20 protein-coding genes are annotated in these 19,402 nt (G+C 60.6%); 13 read left to right on the top strand and 7 right to left on the bottom strand.

Annotated features, from left to right (window positions below):
- Positions 1–225: 225 nt before the first annotated feature.
- Positions 226–867, bottom strand: a complete 642-nt coding sequence (locus ACIOMR_RS06365; RefSeq protein WP_401192928.1) for a hypothetical protein — start codon at positions 865–867, stop codon at positions 226–228.
- A gap of 613 nt (positions 868–1,480) precedes the next feature.
- Here ACIOMR_RS06365 and ACIOMR_RS06370 point away from each other — a divergent pair.
- From ACIOMR_RS06370 to ACIOMR_RS06385, 4 genes are all read left to right on the top strand, one after another.
- Positions 1,481–3,196 (top strand): ABC transporter ATP-binding protein, encoded by a 1,716-nt coding sequence (locus ACIOMR_RS06370; protein ID WP_177009657.1) that lies wholly within the window; start codon positions 1,481–1,483, stop codon positions 3,194–3,196.
- A 320-nt stretch (positions 3,197–3,516) separates the two neighbouring features.
- Complete coding sequence (locus tag ACIOMR_RS06375; RefSeq protein ID WP_177009656.1) at positions 3,517–4,854, top strand: MFS transporter; 1,338 nt, start codon at positions 3,517–3,519, stop codon at positions 4,852–4,854.
- A gap of 37 nt (positions 4,855–4,891) precedes the next feature.
- Entirely contained in the window at positions 4,892–5,551 is a 660-nt protein-coding gene (locus tag ACIOMR_RS06380) for an aspartate/glutamate racemase family protein (protein WP_401192932.1), read from the top strand.
- Positions 5,552–5,575: 24 nt separating this feature from the next.
- Positions 5,576–6,028 carry a thiol-disulfide oxidoreductase DCC family protein gene (locus tag ACIOMR_RS06385; protein WP_177035773.1) on the top strand — a complete coding sequence of 151 codons (453 nt, stop codon included), beginning with the start codon at positions 5,576–5,578 and terminating at the stop codon, positions 6,026–6,028.
- Positions 6,029–6,081: 53 nt separating this feature from the next.
- On the opposite strand, the gene ACIOMR_RS06390 is transcribed toward ACIOMR_RS06385, so the two are convergent.
- A complete protein-coding gene (locus ACIOMR_RS06390; protein ID WP_401192935.1) occupies positions 6,082–7,287 on the bottom strand; it encodes an MFS transporter in 1,206 nt (401 codons plus the stop codon).
- 77 nt (positions 7,288–7,364) lie between these two features.
- Positions 7,365–8,864, bottom strand: coding sequence for a PLP-dependent aminotransferase family protein (locus ACIOMR_RS06395; protein ID WP_401192938.1), 1,500 nt, complete (start codon positions 8,862–8,864; stop codon positions 7,365–7,367).
- Between the two features lie 77 nt (positions 8,865–8,941).
- Between ACIOMR_RS06395 and ACIOMR_RS06400 the strand changes: the two genes are divergently transcribed.
- Positions 8,942–10,615 (top strand): M24 family metallopeptidase, encoded by a 1,674-nt coding sequence (locus tag ACIOMR_RS06400; RefSeq protein WP_401192941.1) that lies wholly within the window; start codon positions 8,942–8,944, stop codon positions 10,613–10,615.
- A gap of 85 nt (positions 10,616–10,700) precedes the next feature.
- Positions 10,701–10,919, top strand: a complete 219-nt coding sequence (locus tag ACIOMR_RS06405) for a DUF4287 domain-containing protein (protein WP_003214516.1) — start codon at positions 10,701–10,703, stop codon at positions 10,917–10,919.
- A gap of 28 nt (positions 10,920–10,947) precedes the next feature.
- Here ACIOMR_RS06405 and ACIOMR_RS06410 read toward each other — a convergent pair whose 3' ends face one another.
- The 3 genes from ACIOMR_RS06410 to ACIOMR_RS06420 form a co-directional block, all read right to left on the bottom strand.
- Positions 10,948–11,451 carry a DUF2867 domain-containing protein gene (locus ACIOMR_RS06410; RefSeq protein WP_401192944.1) on the bottom strand — a complete coding sequence of 168 codons (504 nt, stop codon included), beginning with the start codon at positions 11,449–11,451 and terminating at the stop codon, positions 10,948–10,950.
- Positions 11,451–11,849, bottom strand: a complete 399-nt coding sequence (locus ACIOMR_RS06415) for a glyoxalase/bleomycin resistance/extradiol dioxygenase family protein (protein WP_087693746.1) — start codon at positions 11,847–11,849, stop codon at positions 11,451–11,453. The genes ACIOMR_RS06410 and ACIOMR_RS06415 overlap by 1 nt, the downstream gene beginning before the upstream one ends.
- 294 nt (positions 11,850–12,143) lie before the next feature.
- On the bottom strand, positions 12,144–13,376 hold the full coding sequence (locus ACIOMR_RS06420) for an MFS transporter (protein ID WP_401192947.1): 1,233 nt from the start codon (positions 13,374–13,376) through the stop codon (positions 12,144–12,146).
- Positions 13,377–13,441: 65 nt separating this feature from the next.
- Here ACIOMR_RS06420 and ACIOMR_RS06425 point away from each other — a divergent pair, with 65 nt between their 5' ends.
- Positions 13,442–14,431 carry an AraC family transcriptional regulator gene (locus tag ACIOMR_RS06425; RefSeq protein ID WP_008438855.1) on the top strand — a complete coding sequence of 330 codons (990 nt, stop codon included), beginning with the start codon at positions 13,442–13,444 and terminating at the stop codon, positions 14,429–14,431.
- A 4-nt stretch (positions 14,432–14,435) separates the two neighbouring features.
- Here the strand turns inward: ACIOMR_RS06425 and ACIOMR_RS06430 are convergent, their stop codons facing one another.
- Positions 14,436–15,299 (bottom strand): LysR family transcriptional regulator, encoded by an 864-nt coding sequence (locus ACIOMR_RS06430; RefSeq protein WP_063031848.1) that lies wholly within the window; start codon positions 15,297–15,299, stop codon positions 14,436–14,438.
- Positions 15,300–15,406: 107 nt separating this feature from the next.
- Here ACIOMR_RS06430 and ACIOMR_RS06435 point away from each other — a divergent pair, with 107 nt between their 5' ends.
- The 6 genes from ACIOMR_RS06435 to ACIOMR_RS06460 all read left to right on the top strand — a co-directional run bounded on the left by ACIOMR_RS06435 (position 15,407) and on the right by ACIOMR_RS06460 (position 19,401).
- Positions 15,407–15,799 carry a tautomerase family protein gene (locus ACIOMR_RS06435; protein WP_003214522.1) on the top strand — a complete coding sequence of 131 codons (393 nt, stop codon included), beginning with the start codon at positions 15,407–15,409 and terminating at the stop codon, positions 15,797–15,799.
- A gap of 275 nt (positions 15,800–16,074) precedes the next feature.
- Positions 16,075–16,524 carry a MarR family winged helix-turn-helix transcriptional regulator gene (locus tag ACIOMR_RS06440; RefSeq protein WP_003214523.1) on the top strand — a complete coding sequence of 150 codons (450 nt, stop codon included), beginning with the start codon at positions 16,075–16,077 and terminating at the stop codon, positions 16,522–16,524.
- 28 nt (positions 16,525–16,552) lie between these two features.
- Complete coding sequence (locus ACIOMR_RS06445; protein ID WP_401192952.1) at positions 16,553–17,116, top strand: isochorismatase family protein; 564 nt, start codon at positions 16,553–16,555, stop codon at positions 17,114–17,116.
- Between the two features lie 2 nt (positions 17,117–17,118).
- Positions 17,119–17,448 (top strand): hypothetical protein, encoded by a 330-nt coding sequence (locus tag ACIOMR_RS06450; protein WP_102368490.1) that lies wholly within the window; start codon positions 17,119–17,121, stop codon positions 17,446–17,448.
- Positions 17,449–17,453: 5 nt separating this feature from the next.
- Positions 17,454–18,668, top strand: coding sequence for an MFS transporter (locus ACIOMR_RS06455; RefSeq protein ID WP_003214526.1), 1,215 nt, complete (start codon positions 17,454–17,456; stop codon positions 18,666–18,668).
- Positions 18,669–19,029: 361 nt separating this feature from the next.
- Positions 19,030–19,401 carry a hypothetical protein gene (locus tag ACIOMR_RS06460; protein WP_003207940.1) on the top strand — a complete coding sequence of 124 codons (372 nt, stop codon included), beginning with the start codon at positions 19,030–19,032 and terminating at the stop codon, positions 19,399–19,401.
- The last annotated feature ends 1 nt before the right edge of the window (position 19,402 follow it).

The following is a 19,402-nucleotide window of genomic DNA, read 5'->3' on the forward strand; positions in this document are numbered from 1 at the left end:
GGCGCGCGCCGGATTCAAATCATTTCACCTGGCTGGCAAGGTGTGTTGCGCGCCGTAAGGTGCTGACGGACATAATAATTGTCGAATTCGGTGCTTTCGACGAACTACCCTGCGATTCTACGAACCCGGCCGCTATTCTATCTCCGCGAGATGCCAGAAATGGCCGCCGGCTATCTTCCTCGAAAGACCGCTTCTGGCCGACTCTGTTGAAAAAGCCGTACTCGCTTAGCCAAGGTGACCGCCTGCATCAATGAATAGCTTGCGGAGTTTTTTTCGAGCCGCCTCTGAAAGACGCTGTGAATAGCGTTGAAACTCTTCTTCGGCTGTATCGGGCTTGCCGTTCATGGCCAATACAAACGCGTATGCAGGAGGATGTTGTATGTAGTTGTAGAAACCCAGGCCACCCGTCGACAAATGCTGCTTGACCCGCTCGAAAGCACCAGGCAGGTCGGCTATCGAACGAGCCTCGTCCCAAAACGATTCAGCTTTTGGAATGGCAGCCCGGAGGATATTGGGTGCGCTGGTTGCTATGGCATCAGGTCCGTAGCTGTATGAGATATCAAACGCTCGATCGCGCACATCGAAAGTCAGATCAGGTCGTGCTGATTTTGACGTCCTGTGCCATTTGATTTCATTGCCGGAAAGATGGGGAACGAAGTCCAGTGACAGAGCCCATGACGGCGCTAGCGCGCCGCCTTTCCACTGCTCAAGGCGAAAGAGTTGGCGAATGGGAGCATCGACGCTACGAAGCCAGGACAGCGGGCCCTGAACTTCGAATCCTAACGGCTGTAAAAGTGACTCTACGGTTGGCGAAACAATTTCGTGGATTTGATCTATTCGCACTATCTCGAACGTTTTTCCCTGCATCGGCGGCCCCATGCTCAAAAGTAATCCCACTTCGACAACTTCGGTCGTTGGTTCGACCTCAGATAATAGATGCAGAAATAGGGGTCAGACCACCATTATTGAAAACGTGGTCTGCCCCCTATTCTTCTCTTGTGTCTGCGCCGTTTGGGTCTTGCAGCTGGCGATTAACGCGAGCTGCGAAAGCGTGGTGACGTGCCTGACGGGAGAACGGTGAAGGGCTGGTATCAACTGCGCAGTAGAAAATAGAGAACTGCGTCATGAAGTATTTTCTTGGCAAATAGTGGCCCGTGCCGGGAAAGTCACGACGTGACAACGCCATGCGGCAAGTTGATTGGAAAGTCCTGAGAGTTCCTGAATTCACGCCCCATGAGGCACAACATGTGAAAATTTATAGAGTAGTCTCATAGAATATTTTTCTCTTTGGGTATGCATAAATAATAGCGAGGCTGGTATTGGAGGCTAGTGTGAACTGGGATAGCCTGCGCCCACATTTTTAAATAGGGGTCAGACCACCATTATTGAAAACGGGGGCTGCCCCCTACTCTTTTCTCTCGTGGTACCCAACAACGTTTTGCTTGAACACAATTAACGAGAGCAACTGAGGAGGCGGGTCATGCTTGAGGATTTTAAACACGCACTTTACCGTCATAAGAGGCTGTTCTGGCTAGTTATGGTTATTGTCATCCTATCCAAAGTGGCAACCATAATGCCGGCGATTATCATCGGGCGCGTAGTAGATACCTTTACCCAGCACACCTTGGATTCAGAGACGGCCTTGTATCTGTTGGGGTTTATCTGCGTCGGCGTTATTAACGTTATTCTTATCCCTATTCAGGGGTACTACTTGACCCGTTTTATTCAAAAAGGGCTCAGCGATGTTTCGATTCGATGGGTTCGCGAGATATTCACCAAGCACTTCGACCTGTTCTCATCGATCAATATCGGCAAGATGCTCAAATCGATTGAACGCGGCATACAAGCCAGCGAGCGAATTCTTAACTACGCGCTGATCACTATTTTACCGCTTTGCATCGAGTTCATCGTGATTTCGGCGTGGCTGGTATGGATTGCGAATATTGTGTTCCTGGCGCTTGTGCTTGCACTTTCCGGTGTCTACCTGGCATTGACCCACTACTTGATCACGTGGCGTCGCGCTCATATCGATGCGGTCAATGACGCCGAAGATGAACAGGCGGGAGTATTTGCAAACACGATTCAGGCGGGTAAACAGATAAGGCTGGAGCGGGCCCAGGAATCGGGGCTGAAACCCCTGTTCGATACGTTTTACCAGTACGCGGATGCCGCCACAAAAGTCGGATATTCCGCTGCGGTACTAGGGGCGTCAAGGGCACTTTTCTTAACCCTGACCAGCAGCACAGTGATCGGGTACGGCATCTTTGTAAGACAGGCTTCGGCGTCCGAACTGACGGTTGGCGACTTTGTCGTCTTGTTTACCTTATCCACGATGTTTTTCAACACGGTGTTCAGCATCGGAGAGGTCTATCGTTTCGCCGATCAATTCTCTTCGGACTACGCCAAGTTTCGATCGATTCTGCGCGAGCAAAGCTTCAAGGGTAAGGCCGAGAGCTTGCCCTTGGATTCTGACAGCTTGATTTACCCCGCCTCCACTGCACTGATCGCCGAGGGAGTTTCATTAGTCATTCAACAGGCCATCGAAGTGCGCCCCGGTGAGCATCTTGCCGTCGTTGGGGCAAGTGGCTCCGGAAAATCAACCTTTGTGGAACTGCTCGTGGGCGTGAAGCAGCGTCCCGGGCTCACCGTCCGGATAGGACAGACCGCGCTAGAGTCAATCGCTGAAGAGGAACATTTTCGGCTCATTCGGTATTGCCCCCAAACTCCGAAGTTTTTATCAGGCAACCTGGCAGACGCTGTTTTTTTTCATGGCTCGTTCAACTCGACATTTAGCAGCGTCGCGGCGCAGCTCAATATCCAGCACCTGTTTGACGAATTGCCTGTTCGAACGATAAATCAAGACGCGACCAGTATTTCCGGTGGCGAAGCAAAAAAGCTTTCGCTTCTACGCGTGCTGCTACGACCTGGGAATTTCAACATATTCGATGAGCCGACCTCATCCGTTGATCCTCAGGGCGCCTCGTTAATCTGGGATGCACTCTTCACCTGCTTTGCCGATAAAAGTCTAATCTGTGTAACCCACGATTTCACTGTGCTCAATCACTTTGATCGAGTCATCGTCTTCGACACGGGCAGAATCGTTGCAGATGGCAAGTGGCAAGACCTGGTGGCTCTGGAGTCGGTCTCCAACGTCATACGCAAAGTTCAGGAGGAAGAGCCGGTTTCAGGGCATTAAGTTACTGAAACGGCTTTGTACGCTAAGGATGAAATAGGGGTCAGACCCCTATTCCTCTCAGGTCGCGTAGGTCTCAATACGGGACGGAAAAGGGGGCATTTATTTTTGATCAAATAAATGCCCCCTTTTCCGTTGTGGTCCTTGCGTAGAAATCACCCACCCCCTCCCTGGATAGCTCCCCGCCTTACCTGGCCCAAATCCTGCCTGCATCACTCCCACCCAGTCGCTACTGACTACGCGGACGACTCTTTTGAGCCCCGCCGCCCAATCCCCGCCCCCGATAATCAAGCATCCCCCTACCACCGCCGAGGCCTTCCCCCATGACGAGCCCATCCACCGAACAGGTCAGCCCCCAAACCCTGCGCAGAGTGATCATCGCCGCCGGCATCGGTAATTTCGTGGAGTGGTTCGACTTCGCCGTCTACGGTTTTCTCGCCACCACCATCGCCCAGCAATTCTTCCCCAGCGGTGACGCCAGCGCGGCGTTGCTGAAGACCTTTGCGGTGTTCGCGGTGGCCTTCGCCTTCCGGCCCCTGGGCGGGATTTTCTTTGGCATGCTCGGCGACCGGATCGGGCGCAAACGCACGCTGGCCATGACGATTTTGCTGATGGCCGGCGCCACCACGCTGATCGGCCTGCTGCCCACCTATGCCGCCATCGGTGTAGCGGCGCCGATTCTGTTGTCGTTGATTCGCTGCGCCCAGGGTTTTTCCGCCGGGGGCGAATACGCCGGGGCCTGTGCCTATCTGATGGAGCACGCGCCCAGTGACAAGCGCGCCTGGTATGGCAGTTTTGTGCCGGTGTCGACGTTTTCTGCGTTCGCTGCGGCGGCCGTGGTGGCGTACGCCCTGGAGGCTTCGCTGTCCGCCGAGGCGATGGGCAGCTGGGGCTGGCGCTTGCCGTTCCTGATCGCGGCGCCGCTGGGGCTGGTGGGGCTTTACCTGCGCTGGAAGCTGGATGAGACGCCGGCCTTCCAGGCGGTGAAGCAGGAGCACGCGGTCGCGCACTCTCCCCTCAGGGAAACCTTGCGCAACCATGGTGCGGCGATCTGTTGCCTGGGCGCTTTTGTGTCGCTCACGGCGTTGTCGTTTTATATGTTCACCACCTACTTCGCGACGTATCTGCAGGTGGCGGGTGGCTTGAGTCGGGCGGTGGCGTTGCTGGTGTCGCTGATTGCGCTGATTTTCGCGGCGGCGATCTGCCCGCTGGCAGGGTTGTATTCGGATCGGGTGGGGCGTCGGGTCACGGTGATGACGGCGTGTGTGTTGTTGATTGTGGTGGTGTACCCGTCGTTCCTGATGGCCAGTTCCGGATCGTTCGCGGCGTCGGTGGTGGGGGTGATGTTGCTGGCGGTGGGCGCGGTGTTGTGTGGAGTGGTGACGGCGGCGTTGTTGTCGGAGACCTTTCCGACACGCACTCGGTATACGGCTTCGGCGATTACCTACAACATGGCGTACACGATCTTTGGCGGTACGGCGCCGTTGGTGGCGACGTGGTTGATCAGTACCACGGGCAGCAACCTGTCGCCGGCGTTTTATCTGATTGCGGTGGCGGTGCTGGCGTTGGCGGGCGGGTTGGCGTTGCCGGAGACGTCACGGATCTCGCTGCATGAGGTGGGTGTGGAGGAAAAAGGCGCAGCGCCGGTGTTGTCGCGTTAAAGTCGGCGGGTGTTCAAAAGTGCCGGAGACCTGAGCGATGCGTATTACCTGCCTGCATACCGCCGAGAGCAACATTGCCGTGTTTGACGCTGCCGCAGCAGCGCTGGGGATCGGGTCACGGGTGTTGCACCATGCAGTCCGGGCCGATCTTCTGGCAGCGGTTGAATGCGCGGGTAAGCTGACCGCAGGCATAGCCGAGGAAACGCAGCTGGCGCTGGTTGCCCTGGCTCAGCACTGCGATGCAGTGGTGCTCACCTGTTCGACCCTGGGCCCGGTGGTTGAACTTGCCGGTACTCACACCCCGGTGCCGATTTTGCGGGCAGATGAAGCGCTGGCATTCGCGGCGGTTCAAGCTGGCGGGAAGGTGGTGGTGTTGTGCGCTGTCGAAACCACACTCAAGCCGACTGCTCGCTTGTTTTACCAGATGGCCCAGCACACCGGGGCGTCGGTGGAGGTGCAACTGGTTCCGGGGGCATGGGCGATGTTCAAGGCGGGCGACCTGCACGGTTATCTCGCGACCATCGCCAGGGCTGCGGACCGTGCCTATGGGGATGGCGCGTCTATCGTGGCACTGGCGCAAGCGTCCATGAGCGAAGCCTCTTCGCTTGTAACGACGGGCCCTGCTCCACTCACCAGTGCATCGACGGGGCTGCGGGCAGCGCTGAGTCGTGCCGAACGCGGGTATGATCCAGGCTAACCCGGCCCGACTGGACCCACGCTGATGCCCGCCTCCCACACCCGGCCTACTCCCGCACCACTCCTCAAGCCCGGCGAAACCGTGGTGCTGTTCGACGGTGTGTGCAAGCTGTGCAACGGCTGGGCGAGGTTCCTGATTCGCCACGACCACGACCGACGTGTGCGGTTGGCGGCCGTTCAGTCGCCCGAAGGTCAGGCGCTATTGGCCTGGGCCGGATTGCCGCTGGATCAGTTCGACACCCTCGCAGTGATCCGCGACCGGCAGTATTGGGAGCGTTCGGAGGCGGTGTTTGAAATCATTGCGCAACTGCCTGCCCGCTGGCGCCCGTTGCTGGTGCTGCGCGCCATCCCGCGCTTCCTTCGGGATTGGGCTTATGATCGCATCGCGCGTAATCGCTATCGGCTCTTCGGGAAATACGACACCTGCCTGTTGCCGGATCCGGATCATGCGCGGCGTTTTTTGAAGGGGCGGCCATGAACACCTGAGTTTGGCTTACTCACCTGGGCAGGCGTGGAGGATAGGTAAAGCACTCACTCCCCGCGTCCAGTGTCGTAGCGTTTGGAATAGGAAGCCCCCATCAGATAGAAGCACCCACCCGCCACGATAAACGCCGCGAGCATGTAGAACATGAAATGCGCCGACTGCGTTGCCAGGGCAAACCCGCACAACACCGGCCCCAGCGCACCGCCGAGGCTGGACAGGTTTTGCGCGCCGTAATACATGCCGCGCAGGTGGTCCGGTGCGATGCGGTCGATAAACATGTACTCGGCCGGGAACACGATGATTTCGCCCACGGTGAATATCGCCACGGCCAACGCCCAATGCAGCACGGTGGTGGACAGCGCAAAACCGACGACGCCCAGCAGAAACAGGCTGAAGCCCGCCGTCAGCCATTGATTCAGATGCTCGTTGGTAATGCGCTTGCCCACGATGTACTGCAGGCAGATCACCACCGTCGCATTGACCGCCACCACCGAGCTGATGACCCGGTAGGTAAATTCCGGCGTGCTTGTGGTCACCAGGTATTGCGAGATGTAGCCGGTGAACTGGCCGAACGCCACGGCGCTCAACGCGCCGCCCACCGTGAAGCAGACCAGGCGATAGTCCTTGAGCAGAATGCGCCCCACCGCGACGAACGACACCGGGGCATTGGCCGGGTCGGCGGAGCTGAGGCTCCTGTCGCCCCACACCATATAGGTGAGGAAGAAGCCCATGCCCAGGATCGCCGACACCAGGAACGGCAGTTTCATATCCATGTGCGCGAGCCCGGCGCCAATGAACGGCCCCACTGCGTAACCAACGTTGATCAGGGTGTAGCGCACCGAAAACACTTTGCCGCGTTCGGCTTCCGGCAGCAGTTTGCCAAACGCGGCCTTGACCACGATATCGATCACTGAATAGGCGAAGTTGAACGACACCAGAAACAGGAAAAACAGCCACAGGTGCGACGTGACGCACATGCCGATGAAGCCGACGGTGAAAAACCCCGTGAAGCTGAGGATCAATCGGTAGCTGGAGATTTTGTCAGTCAGGTAGCCGCCGTAAAGGCTCAGCAACGAACCGACGAGCATTGCACCGCCCACCACCAGGCCGATTTCGCTGATGCCCAACGTGAAGTTGGATGACAGATAAATCACCATATACGGCAGGGTAATGGCGCGCCCCAGGGTCAGGAACAACGCAGACGACAGCAGCAGATTGACCGAAAACGGGTAGTGTCTGAAGGCAGCGAGCATCAGCGTCGGTTCCTGTTATTGGCAGTATCAAAGGCTAAGTAACATATCCTTACACATCCACCTTTGAGCCGGCTTAATTATTTAGCCGCGCCGCCAATCGCCCGCGCCGCCTCAGCCAAACGCTGCGTAGCGACGCGGATTTCCTCCGAATTGAGCGAGGCGAAGCCCAGGCGCAAGGCATTTTCAGGATGATCAAACGGTGAAAACAGGCGACCGCTGCGCACCACCAGGTCCAGCTCCAGTGCTTTTTCGGCCAGTCGGTCGACGTCGATTGAGTCGGCGAACCTTACCCACAACGCCAGCCCGCCTTCGGGTTCCTGCACAGAGATCTGCTCGCCAAAAGCTTCCAGCAAACAACTGAGCAGGGTCTCCCGACGCCGGCGGTATTCCCTGGACACCCGCCGCAGGTGCTTCTTCAATTCGCCATCGTTGATCAGGTCCGCGAGCATCCGCTGCATCACGGCATCGCCCTGGCCCAGGCTCACCGCCGCCGTACGCTCGAGCACTTCGATGAGGTTCGACGGGGCAACGATATAGCTGCAACGGAAGGTGCTGCCCAGGGACTTGGACAGCGAGCCGATGTAGATCACATGACGCTGCGCGCTATCACTGGCCAGAGGCAAATAGGGCCGTCCGGCAAAGTGGTATTCGTGGTCGTAGTCTTCCTCGATGATGCAGAAGTCATGCAGCCGGGCCAGTTCCAGGAGCTGCTGGCGACGTCCGGCACGCAGGCTGACGGTGGTAGGAAACTGGTGATGGGGGGTGACGTACATCATCCGTACGTCATGCAGGCGGCACAGCTCGGCGAGTTGGTCGACCCGGCAACCTTCGTCGTCCAGGTCCACGGTGACCAGTTGCGCACCCAACTGGCGGAAAATCTCCCAGGCCGGTGGGTAACTCAGGCGTTCGACCACCACCACATCACCGGGTTTGAGCAGCGCGCTGGCGGTCAGGTACAGCGACATCTGCACGCCTTGGGTCAGGCAAATCTGCGGCGCGCCGACCGTCAGGCCGCGATTGTGGCGCAACATTTCGGCCAGGGCATCGCGCAGGTACTGGCCGCTGCCTTCGCTGCCATGGCGCACGGTGTTGGTGGTAAAGCTGTTGCGCAAGGCATTGCGGTAATAGCGGTGCAGCACGGCTTGCGGCAGCAAGCGATGGTCACAGGCACCATTGTCAAAAAACAGCGCGCCGGGCCGGTGTTGCAGGGCTGTCACCTGTTCGCCCGGGGTGAAATAGGCCGCCGCAGGCGCCTCCCGCAATGCCGGGGCAAACGACTTCGGGGCGCGGGTGGCCGGCACCGCGCCTGTCGCCAGCTGCGAACTGACGAAGGTGCCGCGACGTTGAATGCTGACCAGCCAGCCCTTGGTCGCCGCCTCCTCGTAGGCAAGGATCACCGTCTTGCGGTTGACGTCCAGCAGTTGCGCCATCTCCCGCGTGCCGGGCAACAGCGCTCCGGGGCGCAGGCGGCCCTCGACAATCGCGCTCACCAGGCCCTCGACGATCTTTCTGTAGGATGCCTGCGGCTGCTCCCCATCGAGTTTGAGCAACGGGCGCCATTTGCGAAGCTGGACCATATGAATTATCCAAAACTGGAGGTTCTCCTGGTCCTAGTCTACCGCAACAATCGAGCCTCAATTGCCCCGAGGTGTTTATGCAAAACCGCCATGTCGTTGAATTGTTGCCCTCGGGCAAATCCTTCGAAGCTGCCGATCAATTGCTGCTCGACGCCATGCTGGCCAGCGGTCTCGCCGTACCCTTTTCCTGCCGGCGCGGCGCCTGCGGATCGTGCAAGGTCAAGGTGGTGTCGGGCCAGCACCGGGAAAAGCTGCGCGCACCCGACACCCCTGCCCCTTCTTATCCGCTCGCGGCTGACGAGATGTTGCTGTGCCAGAGCCATGCCTGCAGCGACATGCGCCTGGAAATCCCCGGCTGGTCACTGGACACGCCCGCGCTGGAAGCCAGCGCACAGGTGATCAGCAAACGCGCGTTGAGCGCCGACATCGTCGAGCTGGTGTTGCTGACTGCCCAGCCACTCGAAGTCCGGGCCGGCCAGTACCTCAGGTTTCGCCTCGACGATGGCGACAGCCGCTGTTTCTCCGTGGCCAATCTGCCCGCGCAGGACCAAGGCCGGTTGGTGTTTCATATTCGCCAGGTCAGCGGTGGCCTGTTTTCCGAACGCATCCTGCCGACCCTGCAAGTGGGCGATGCGGTAAAGCTCGAAGGTCCCGTAGGCGCCTGCACCTGGCAACACGACGATGGGCGCCCTGTTGTGCTGTTCGCCACCGGGACCGGTTATGCCGGCATCAAGCCCTTGTTGCTGACGGCCCTGGCCCGCCAGGCCGAAGTCACCCTGTATTGGGGGAACTCGTCGCCGGCAGACTTCTACGACGCTGAGTTTCTTGAGCGAGCCAGCCAGGCACATCCACGCTTTCACTGGCATCGAGTGCAGTCGGTAGACGCCCGCGTGCAACAGGTTGCGCTGACACAGCCCCACCACTGGGCGGAGAGCCAGATCTATGCCTGCGGCAACAGCAAGATGATCGGCCAAGTCCGCGAAACCTGCCTGGCAGCGGGCGCCCAGGCTCATCGCTTTGTCGCCGAAGCCTTCGTCCCCAGCGGTGCATTGACGCCAGCGGAGTCGCTCAACACGCGGCACCCGGTGCTGGAAAAAGTCGGCCCGCGCTACTCGCTGGACGGCATGCTCGCGGCCCGCGAGCAAACGGTCAGGGCCCTGGCCGCCATCGCCGATCAATTGAAAGTCGGCATGACCACGGCGCAAGCCCTCGCAATGGCCAGTGAGACATTGCAGGCCATGGGCGCGTCTCACACCTGGCATCCCACCTATATCCGCTTTGGCGAAGACACCGTCCGCACACCCCGCCAAGGCATCGACCTGCTGCGCAAGCTGCGGCCCACCGATATCGCCGTGGTGGACCTTGGCCCGGTGTGGGATGGCTATGAAGGCGACTATGGCGACACCTTCGTATTCGGCGAGCACCCATTGCATGACGCTTGCACGAAGGCCCTGCATGAAGTGTTCGACGAGACCCGCGATGCCTGGCACCGCGGGCTGACCGGGCGCGAGCTGTACGACTTCGCTGAGGGTAGCGCCCTCTCCAAGGGCTGGCGCCTTGAGCGCAACCTGGCCGGACACCGCATCGCCGACTTCCCCCATGCCCTGTTCGGGCAGGACAAGCTGGCTGAAGTCGAGATCGTACCGAGCGAGATGGTCTGGGTGCTGGAGATACAGATCTGCCATCCCACACAACCGGTCGGGGCGTTCTTCGAGGATATTCTGATTGGCGAGGCCAACGGGGGCGTGTAGGGACGGGCCGTACGGTGGACCCGGTGAGTCCAGAGCGGTAACGTTATCCGGGCATTATCACCTCAGCAAAAAGGGAGTTTGCATCATGACCGACGACACAAAAACAAAAGGGCCAGCGTCGTACTTCCCCTCCATCGAAAAAAACTATGGGCAACCCATTAGCCACTGGCTGGATCTGCTCAAGGCCGCCAGCTCCAGGAAGCATATGGAGCTTGTGGCCTTGCTCAAGACTGAACACGGCATGGGCCATGGTCACGCCAATGCGTTGGTTGCGTACTTCTTGGCGGCTGAAAAAGGCAATTGATCCACCTCCCGGCGGGCGGTGAACGTGCCTACCCGCCGGGCGTTGCGGCTGTCTCTTGCAGCGTTCGTTCAAGTCGTCGTAGGTGAGCATTCACGATGAGTTTGTGCGCTGGCCCCACCGGCAGCATGTAGAGGCGCCCATAGGTGTTATGGGTGACAACCGACGAGGTGATCGTGAGTACACGGTCAGCGATTGAAAGGCAGATCATCACATCCAGGTGCCGGTCACGCTCGGTCAGCACCAGCATGTCGGGCGCGCTGCGTTCCACCAGGAAGAAGTCCAGCCGGTCGCCGACCTGCACAGCCTCGCGCAAGGTGCCGGAGAACCCACCGATGCGCTTCACACCAAACAACGAGGAAATGGCATCCCTGATTCGGAAAGCCACCTGCATCAACGGCCCCGGTTCGCCGGTCATGATGTTCCAGGCATCCAGCGCGGTGATTTCAGTAGGCAGCGGGGCTGACCGGGTGGCGTAGTAATCAAGCTCTGACGGTGCACGCAGCGTGTGAACAACATCGGTAGTCGTCAACATTATCTTCCCTGATTGCTCGGTTGGAGCGGCTGACCTACATCAATACGATTCCCGTCCGGGTCTTCGAACACAAACGCCCGCAACCCGTAATCCTGATCCTTGAGGCGCTTGATGATCCTCGCCCCATGCTGCACGCAAGCGGCGTGCAGCCTGTCGACATCGTCCACCATCAGGTGGGCAATCGTGAACGCGGCGGCTGGGTGGTTGGGTTGCAAGGTCAAATGCAGCTCACCCTGGTCGCGCTGCAGAATCATGAAGCCGATCGGGTTTCCATTTTCGAAGGCTTTCGTAAACCCCAGGACCCTGGTGTAAAAATCATGGGCCCTGCCCATGTCCTTTACGGGAAGCGTTACTGCAATTCGTCCGAAACGGACGCCATGATCAACGACTGCGCTCATCGCAGAACCTCAACGTGCAAGCACCATGACACCTGCCAGGCGGTGCTGGTGAGTGTGAAGCGCCTTGCCAAACCTGAAGGAGCAGGACGGTGCCTGCGAGGCAGAGGTTATTTTGCGCAGCTACTGAAGTAAAGAGAGATACGAGGGTCGCTGCAGATCAATGATCAGCAGGCGGTCGTTCAGCTACGATTGCTCGGAGTCGGAACTGAGCCCAAAACCAGCAGGATTGATCAAGCGAACTGAAAGGGGGCGAAGCGCATGCGTTTATTCTCGCCCCCTGCCTCTAACACGGTTTCAGAGATGAAACACCGGCCCCGCCTCTGCACCTTGTGGAGGCGCTTCAACCTTCACCTTCAGCGCAATCAACAGTGCCGCCAACAGCATCAAGATACCTGCCGCGACAAAGACCCCGCCGATACCACTGAAACTGAACATCGCGCCGCCTGCCGCCGCCCCGGCGGCAATCGCCGACTGCACTGAAGCCACCACCATGCCCCCGGCGCTTTCGGCTTGGTCAGGCACTGCCCGCGCCACCCAGTTCGACCAGGCCACCGGCACCCCGCCAAACGCCAGGCCCCAGAGCATCAACAACCACACCTGGCCGGTCACGGTTGCCGGCAACAGCGCCAGGGCGAGCGCCGCAACGCCCACCAGCGCGGGCATCAGCACCAATGTTCCACGCGGCAGACGCACCAGCAGCCAACCAGCCAGCAGCGTGCCGGCAAAGTTCGCAACGCCAAACCCCAGCAACATCAACGCCAGCCCCTCGGCATCGACGCCAGTGGTGCTTTCCAGGAATGGCCGGATATAGGTGAACAGCGCAAAGTGCCCGGTGTGCACCAGCACGCACCCCAACATGCCCACGGCAATGCCCGTACGCAGCAGCACTTCCAGCACCGTCCTCAAGCGGGCGGTCCTGCGGGGTGCGAGCGGCGGCAGGGTGAACAGCTGGAACACCAGGGTCACGCCGCCCACTGCGGCGGCGGCGAGAAACGCGCTGCGCCAGCCGTACAGCCCACCCAAAAAGCTGCCCAGCGGCACCGCCACGACAGTGCCCACCGCGATGCCGCTGAAGATGATCGACAAGGCACGCGGCAGCAGTGCCGCCGGTACAAGCCGCATCGCCACCGCCGCCGCCATGCTCCAGAAGCCACCCAGGGCGATGCCCAGCAGGACGCGCATCAGCAGCAACACCGTGAGGCTCGACGAGACCGCCACCAGCAGGTTGGAGCAGATCATCAGTGCGCTGAAGCACAACAGCACCACGCGCCGGTCGATCCCGCGGGTCAGGCCCGGTACCAGCAGCCCGGCGAACAACGCCACCACCGCCGTGACTGTCACCGCCTGCCCTGCCAAGGCTTCCGAGACGCCGAGTTCGGCCGCCATCGGCGTCAACAAACTGGCCGGCAGGTACTCCGCCGTGAGTAATCCGAACACGCCCATCGCCAACGAAAACACCGCCATCCAGGCCGGTGTCGCGGGCGCAACATCTGCACCGGTTACGGCGTCACACACACAACTGCTCATCACTGGTCACCCTCCAAAAGTTATCGCGACCGCCAGTCTAGGTACGCAGGGCAGGATGATCTATGATGCAAAATCTTGAATCCTTTACCGAAACCCCGAAAATGATGCCTCCAGAACCGTTCGACGTGTCCTCTGACCTCATCAACGAGCTGCTGCGCGGCATGCGCCTGCGGGGCGTCGAGTACCGCCGCATCCAGGCCGGGCCGGCGTTTGGCCTGGGCTTTGCGGCCAAACCCGGGCATGCGTACTTCCACCTTGTCGCCGCCGGCGGCGTCACCCTGCGTACCGAGGACGGCACGCAGTACGAACTGACGCCGGGCAACGCCGTGTTCATCTCCCACGGGGGCGCCCATCAGTTGCTCTCCAGCCCGGAGGTGCCGGTGCAGGACATCGACAGCTTCAACGCCGCAGCCCTCGGCGATGCGGTGTGTGCCGTGGATGCCCGCGCCGATGCAGGCGTGGCTCAAAGCACCCTGCTCTTCAGCGGCTGCATGGAGTTTGAACTGGGGAGTTTGCACGGCCTTGGCCGCCTGATGCCGGACCTGATGCTGATCGACGCCAAGGGCCAGCGTTATCCGGGGCTGATGCCGATCCTGGCGGCCATGGAGCGTGAAGTCAGCAGCGCCCGCATCGGCTTCGCCGGCATACTGGCGCGCCTGGCGGACGTGGTGGCGGCCATGGTTGTTCGGGGCTGGGTCGAATGTGCCTGCGGGAATGCGTCCGGCCTGGTGGCCGCGCTACGCGACCCGCGCCTGGCCAAGGCCCTGCTGGCGTTGCACCAGCAGCCTGGGCGTGACTGGACGGTGGAAGAGCTGGCGGCGCAGTGTCATACCTCGCGCTCGGTGTTCGCCCAACACTTTCAAACCACAATCGGCACGCCACCGTTGCGCTACGCCACCGAACTGCGGATGCGCCTGGCCAGCCAGTGGCTGACGCTGGAGCGGCTGCCCATTGAAACCGTGGCGCAGCGCCTTGGCTATAACTCCCAGGCCGCGTTCAGCCGGGCATTCAAGCGCGTCACCGGGCAGCCGCCGGGGGCCAGCCGGAGGTCTTGAGCCGCTAGGAAAAGTGCGTGATCAACATTTCTCGCACTGCACTGACCAGCGAAGCCTCGCCCGGACGCGGCGGTAACAGGCTGAACTCGACATCGGGCAGCGCCGGAAGCGTTTGAATCGACCGGCATGCCTCGGCCCCGGCAGGCACGGCCGAGCTGTTCAGGCACGCCACGCCCAGCCCCGCCAGCAGTGCCGATTGCAGGCCCGCCACCCCGGACGCGGAATGCGCAATGACATACGGCACCCCGCGCGCATCCAGCAGGTCGATGGTGAACCGCTGCAAGCTGCAATCCTGGGGAAGTACCACCAACGGCAGCGGCGCCGCGAGTTGGTGCTGTGCGTCGAACCCACTGAGTGCCACCCACCGCAGGGCCTCTCGTCGTACGGGAATGCCTTCGGGAAGGCTGCGACCATCGAGGATGCGCATCGACAGGCCAATGTCGAATTCGCCGCTGTTGGCGCCCTTTTCGATTTGCAGGCTCTTGCGCACCGAAACATGCAACCGAAGCTGCGGATATCGCGTGCGCAAACCCTTCAACATGCCCGCGATGGCGCTCGGCAAAAAATAGTCGGTGATGGCCAGGCGCAGTTCGCCGCTCAAGGTTACGCCGCGCATATCCTCAAGCACGCAGTCACTCAGCGCGAGCAATTCACGCGCATGTGCCAGCAGGCGCTCTCCGGCAGGTGTGGGGCTCACGCCTTTTTTGCCGCGCTCCAGCAGCGTCACGCCGGTGAAGGTTTCCAGCTTGCGAAGTTGCTCACTGAGCGCGGACTGGGAACGGCACAGCTTGGGCGCGGCCGCCGAAAGGCTGCCGGATTCCAGGATGGTGACGAAGGAGCGCAGTTGCTCAAGGTCAAAGGGGCGCATGTCTAACCTGCGTTTTTTCCGATAGATATCATTATATCTTCCCGTTTTTCAGATCCGAATAATTTTCTTAATCTGGCACCTCACCCTACCCTTACGAGGAATTCGCCATGCCAGGCATCACCCTGAAAATCTCCGGAGAACGCAATCCCGAACTGGTCCGCCAGCTCGTCCCGCAGCTCACTGCACTGACCTGTGAAGTGCTCGAGAAACGCCCGGAGCAGACCTTGCTGATTCTCGATTTTGTGCCGCACGACCAGTGGTTCATTCATAACCGCTCGCTGGCCGAACACGGGCGCAACGCATTCCGCCTGGAAGTCACCGTGACCGATGAGACCAACACCAAGGCGCAAAAGGCGCGTTTTCATCGTGAGGCCTACACGCTGTTGGCGGAGTTGATCGGCAACCTGCACCCGCACTCCAATGTGCACATCATCGACTGCCGGGCCAGTGCCTACGGCTATGAAGGGGTGACTCAGGAGTACCGCTATCAACACACTTGATAGGCCGGGAAAAAGCCGCGCATGCATGTCGATCAGGTCAATGCGCGGCTCATCAAGTCCGTGAACAGTTGCAGAACCCGTTCATCATCCACGCCCAACAATCGGTCACCCACATAGCATTCGGTCTTGCACCATCCCGGTCCATGAACGACAGCACGCCCAGCCGCGACACCAGGTAACGCCCCGGCAAAAGGACCGTCGACGCGGGCTTTTATGACAAAAATTTCATACAGCTAAACTGTACAGTTTTTCTGCACGCATGCTAACGTCCGGGCATGAACAAACCTTCCATCACCTCCGAAACCCAATCCGCCGCCCTGGCTGCCGAGCTGCGCATCTCCCTGGGCAAGCTGATACGCCGGCTGCGGGAACAAACCCATCCGAACGATTTCACTTCCGCCCAGAAGTCGGTGCTGCTGCGCCTGGACCGAGACGGGCCCAGCACCGTCTCGGCCCTGGCCCGGGCGGAGAGCGTGCGGCCGCAGTCCATGCGCATCACCGTGGCCGGGCTGGAAACGATGAAAGCGATCAGGGGCAAACCCGACCCCAGCGATGGGCGCCAAACCCTGATCGAGCTGACTCCCGGCTTTCGTAAGCACCTGATCGCCAGCCGGGCAGCCAAGGACGATTGGCTGCTGCGGGCGCTGCAGGAGCAACTGTCTGCCGAAGAACAAGCTGAACTCGCGGCAGCGGTAAAGCTGCTGGAGCGCCTCGCCGACTTTTGAGCCACTTCTATCCGTTCGAGGACCTCCCATGGCCGTCACCTTGCTGGATCCCAACACCGCGCTGATCATCGTGGACTTGCAAAAAGGCATCGCCGAATACCCGTTCATCCACCCCATCGGCGCCGTGGTGGAACGCTCCCGTGCACTGCTCGACGCGTTCCGCGAGCGCGGCATGCCGGTGGTGCTGGTCAACGTCACAGGCTTCGCCCCCGGGCGCACCGAGCGGCCACGGCGCAGCGATGTATTTCCACCGGGATGGGCCGACCTGCTGCCCGAACTCGATCAGCAACCCGGCGACATTGGGGTGACCAAACGCACCTGGGGTGCCTTCGCCAGCACTGATCTTGAGGCGCAACTCAAAGCACGCGGCGTGACTCAAGTAGTGATCACCGGCGTTGCTACCGGAACCGGCGTGGAGTCCACCGCGCGCCAGGCCTACGAGGCTGGCTTCAATGTGACCCTGGCCGTCGATGCCATGACCGACGCGAACGCCGAGGCCCATCACTACAGCCTGAACCAGATATTCCCGAAGCTGGGGGAAACCGGCACGGCGCAAGAGATCATCGGCTTGCTTGAAACAAGGGGGGCGTGACGATGCAATGGCATGAGCTGGTATCTTATTTCTTCGGCGGCGTATTGCTCGCCAACGCGCTGCCCCATTGCCTCAGTGGTTTGATGGGCCAGTCCTTCCAGACGCCGTTTGCCAAGCCGCGCGGCCAGGGGCGGTCCTCCTCGACGCTGAATGTGCTCTGGGGTTTTCTCAACCTGGTGATCGGCTACGTGCTGGTCTGCCGGGTCGGGGACTTCGACCTCAAAAGCACCGCTGATGTGCTCGCCCTCGGGCTCGGGGCCTTGGCCCTGAGTGTATTCCTGGCGCAGCATTTCGGGCGCTTCAACGGTGGTCATTCCTCAGGGCCGGTGTGAGTTCGATGGGCATTTTCCGCTCGCTGCGCAGCGTCAACTACCGCATTTGGGCCGCCGGCGCCCTGGTGTCGAATATCGGCACCTGGATGCAACGCACGGCCCAGGACTGGCTGGTGCTGACCCAGCTCACGCCGCATAACGCGTCGGCCGTCGGCATCGTCATGGCGTTGCAGTTCGGGCCGCAATTGCTGTTGCTGCCCTGGACCGGATTCGCCGCCGATCACTACGACAAGCGCAAGCTGCTGATGGTCACCCAGGGCGTGATGGGCGTGCTGGCGCTGATGCTGGGGGTGTTTACCCTGACCGGCATCGTGCAGCTGTGGCACGTGTATGTGTTCGCGTTTTTGTCCGGCTGCGCCTCGGCCTTCGATGCACCGGTGCGGCAGATATTCGTGGCGGAGCTGGTGGGCGAAGCGGACCTGTCCAATGCCATCGCGCTCAATTCCACCTCGTTCAACATGGCGCGCATGATTGGCCCGGCGGTGGCCGGCGTGACCATCGCATCGGTGGGCACCGGCTGGGCGTTCCTGCTCAATGGCGCGAGTTTTTTCGCGGTGCTGGCCTCGCTGTTTCTGCTGCGGGTTTCCGGCCTGCACACCAGCCTGCGGGCGCTGCGCACCAAGGGCAGCCTGACTGAAGGCCTGCGTTATGTGTGGGCGCGGCCGGACCTGATGGCGATCCTGATCATGCTGTTCTTGATCGGCACCTTCGGCATGAATTTTCCGATCTTCATCTCGACCATGGCCGTCACCGTGTTCCACGCCGATGCCCGCGGCTATGGCCTGCTGACGTCGACCCTGGCCATCGGCACCGTTGCCGGGGCGCTGCTCGCAGCCGGTCGCGAGCGGCCACACTTCAAGGCGTTGTTGATCGGCGCGCTGGTGTTCGGGGTGGGCTGCACGCTGGCGGCGATTGCCCCGAACTATTGGTTGTTCGCCGGGGCGCTGGTGATCATCGGCGTGGGCGCGCTGACCTTCAGCAACACCACCAACAGCCTGATGCAACTCACCACCGAACCCTCCATGCGCGGCCGGGTAATCGCCCTGCGGGTGGGCGTGGCCCTGGGCGGCACACCGATTGGCGCACCGATTGTGGGCTGGGTGGCCGACCATCTTGGCCCGCGCTGGGCGTTGGCGGTCGGCGCGGCCTCGGGCATCCTGGCGGCCGGCGTGGCGGTGTACACCATGACGCGCAAGCTGGATCGGCCTAAAAATATGTGATGGGCAACACAGCTCCCACAGTTGATCTTCGCAGGCTCGCACAGTTGATCGTTCCCACGCTCTGCGTGGGAATACATCCTGTGACGCTCCGCGTCACCATTGCGCAGGACTTGAACCTTGCATCGTCAGCTGGACGCAGAGCGTCCGAGACGGCGTTCCCACGCAGAGCGTGGGAACGATCATCTCGATCCGACAAAATCCTGCGTAGGAGCTGTCGAGCTTTAGCGAGGCTGCGAAGAGGCCCTGTCAGGCAATAAAGATGTCGCCTGCCAGTCCGCCATCGCAGCCTCGCTAAAGCTCGACAGCTCCTACAGTGGACCTCTCGCGTATCATCACCCTCCTCGCTCCTCAAGGAATCCCCATGTCTTCAAGCAAACGCGACAGCGCACGCATCGAACGTCGCCTGGTCGCGACCCTGACCGAAGCCTGTGAGATCGCGAAAGCCGAAATCACCGGCTTCGACTGGCTGACCCACGAAGTCGACTACCAGGCCTTTGCCCAAAGCCTGCTGGTCATCTGGGTATTCGATACCAGGGCGAACCGGGAACTGGCCCTTTCTACCGGACTGGACCTGCGCATGCGCGAACTGACGGCCACCGCGCTGGAGGATGCCGGGGTGGATCGCCCTTCTTCGCACCGCTACGTGCGCTTCGACTCCGAGGAAGAATGCCACCTGCAGCATGGCGGCAATTGGCGCCTGCGCCTGCTCAAACTGTATGCGGTAAAGGGGTAAA

Source organism: Pseudomonas sp. NPDC087814 (assembly GCF_044742865.1).
Lineage (GTDB): Bacteria > Pseudomonadota > Gammaproteobacteria > Pseudomonadales > Pseudomonadaceae > Aquipseudomonas.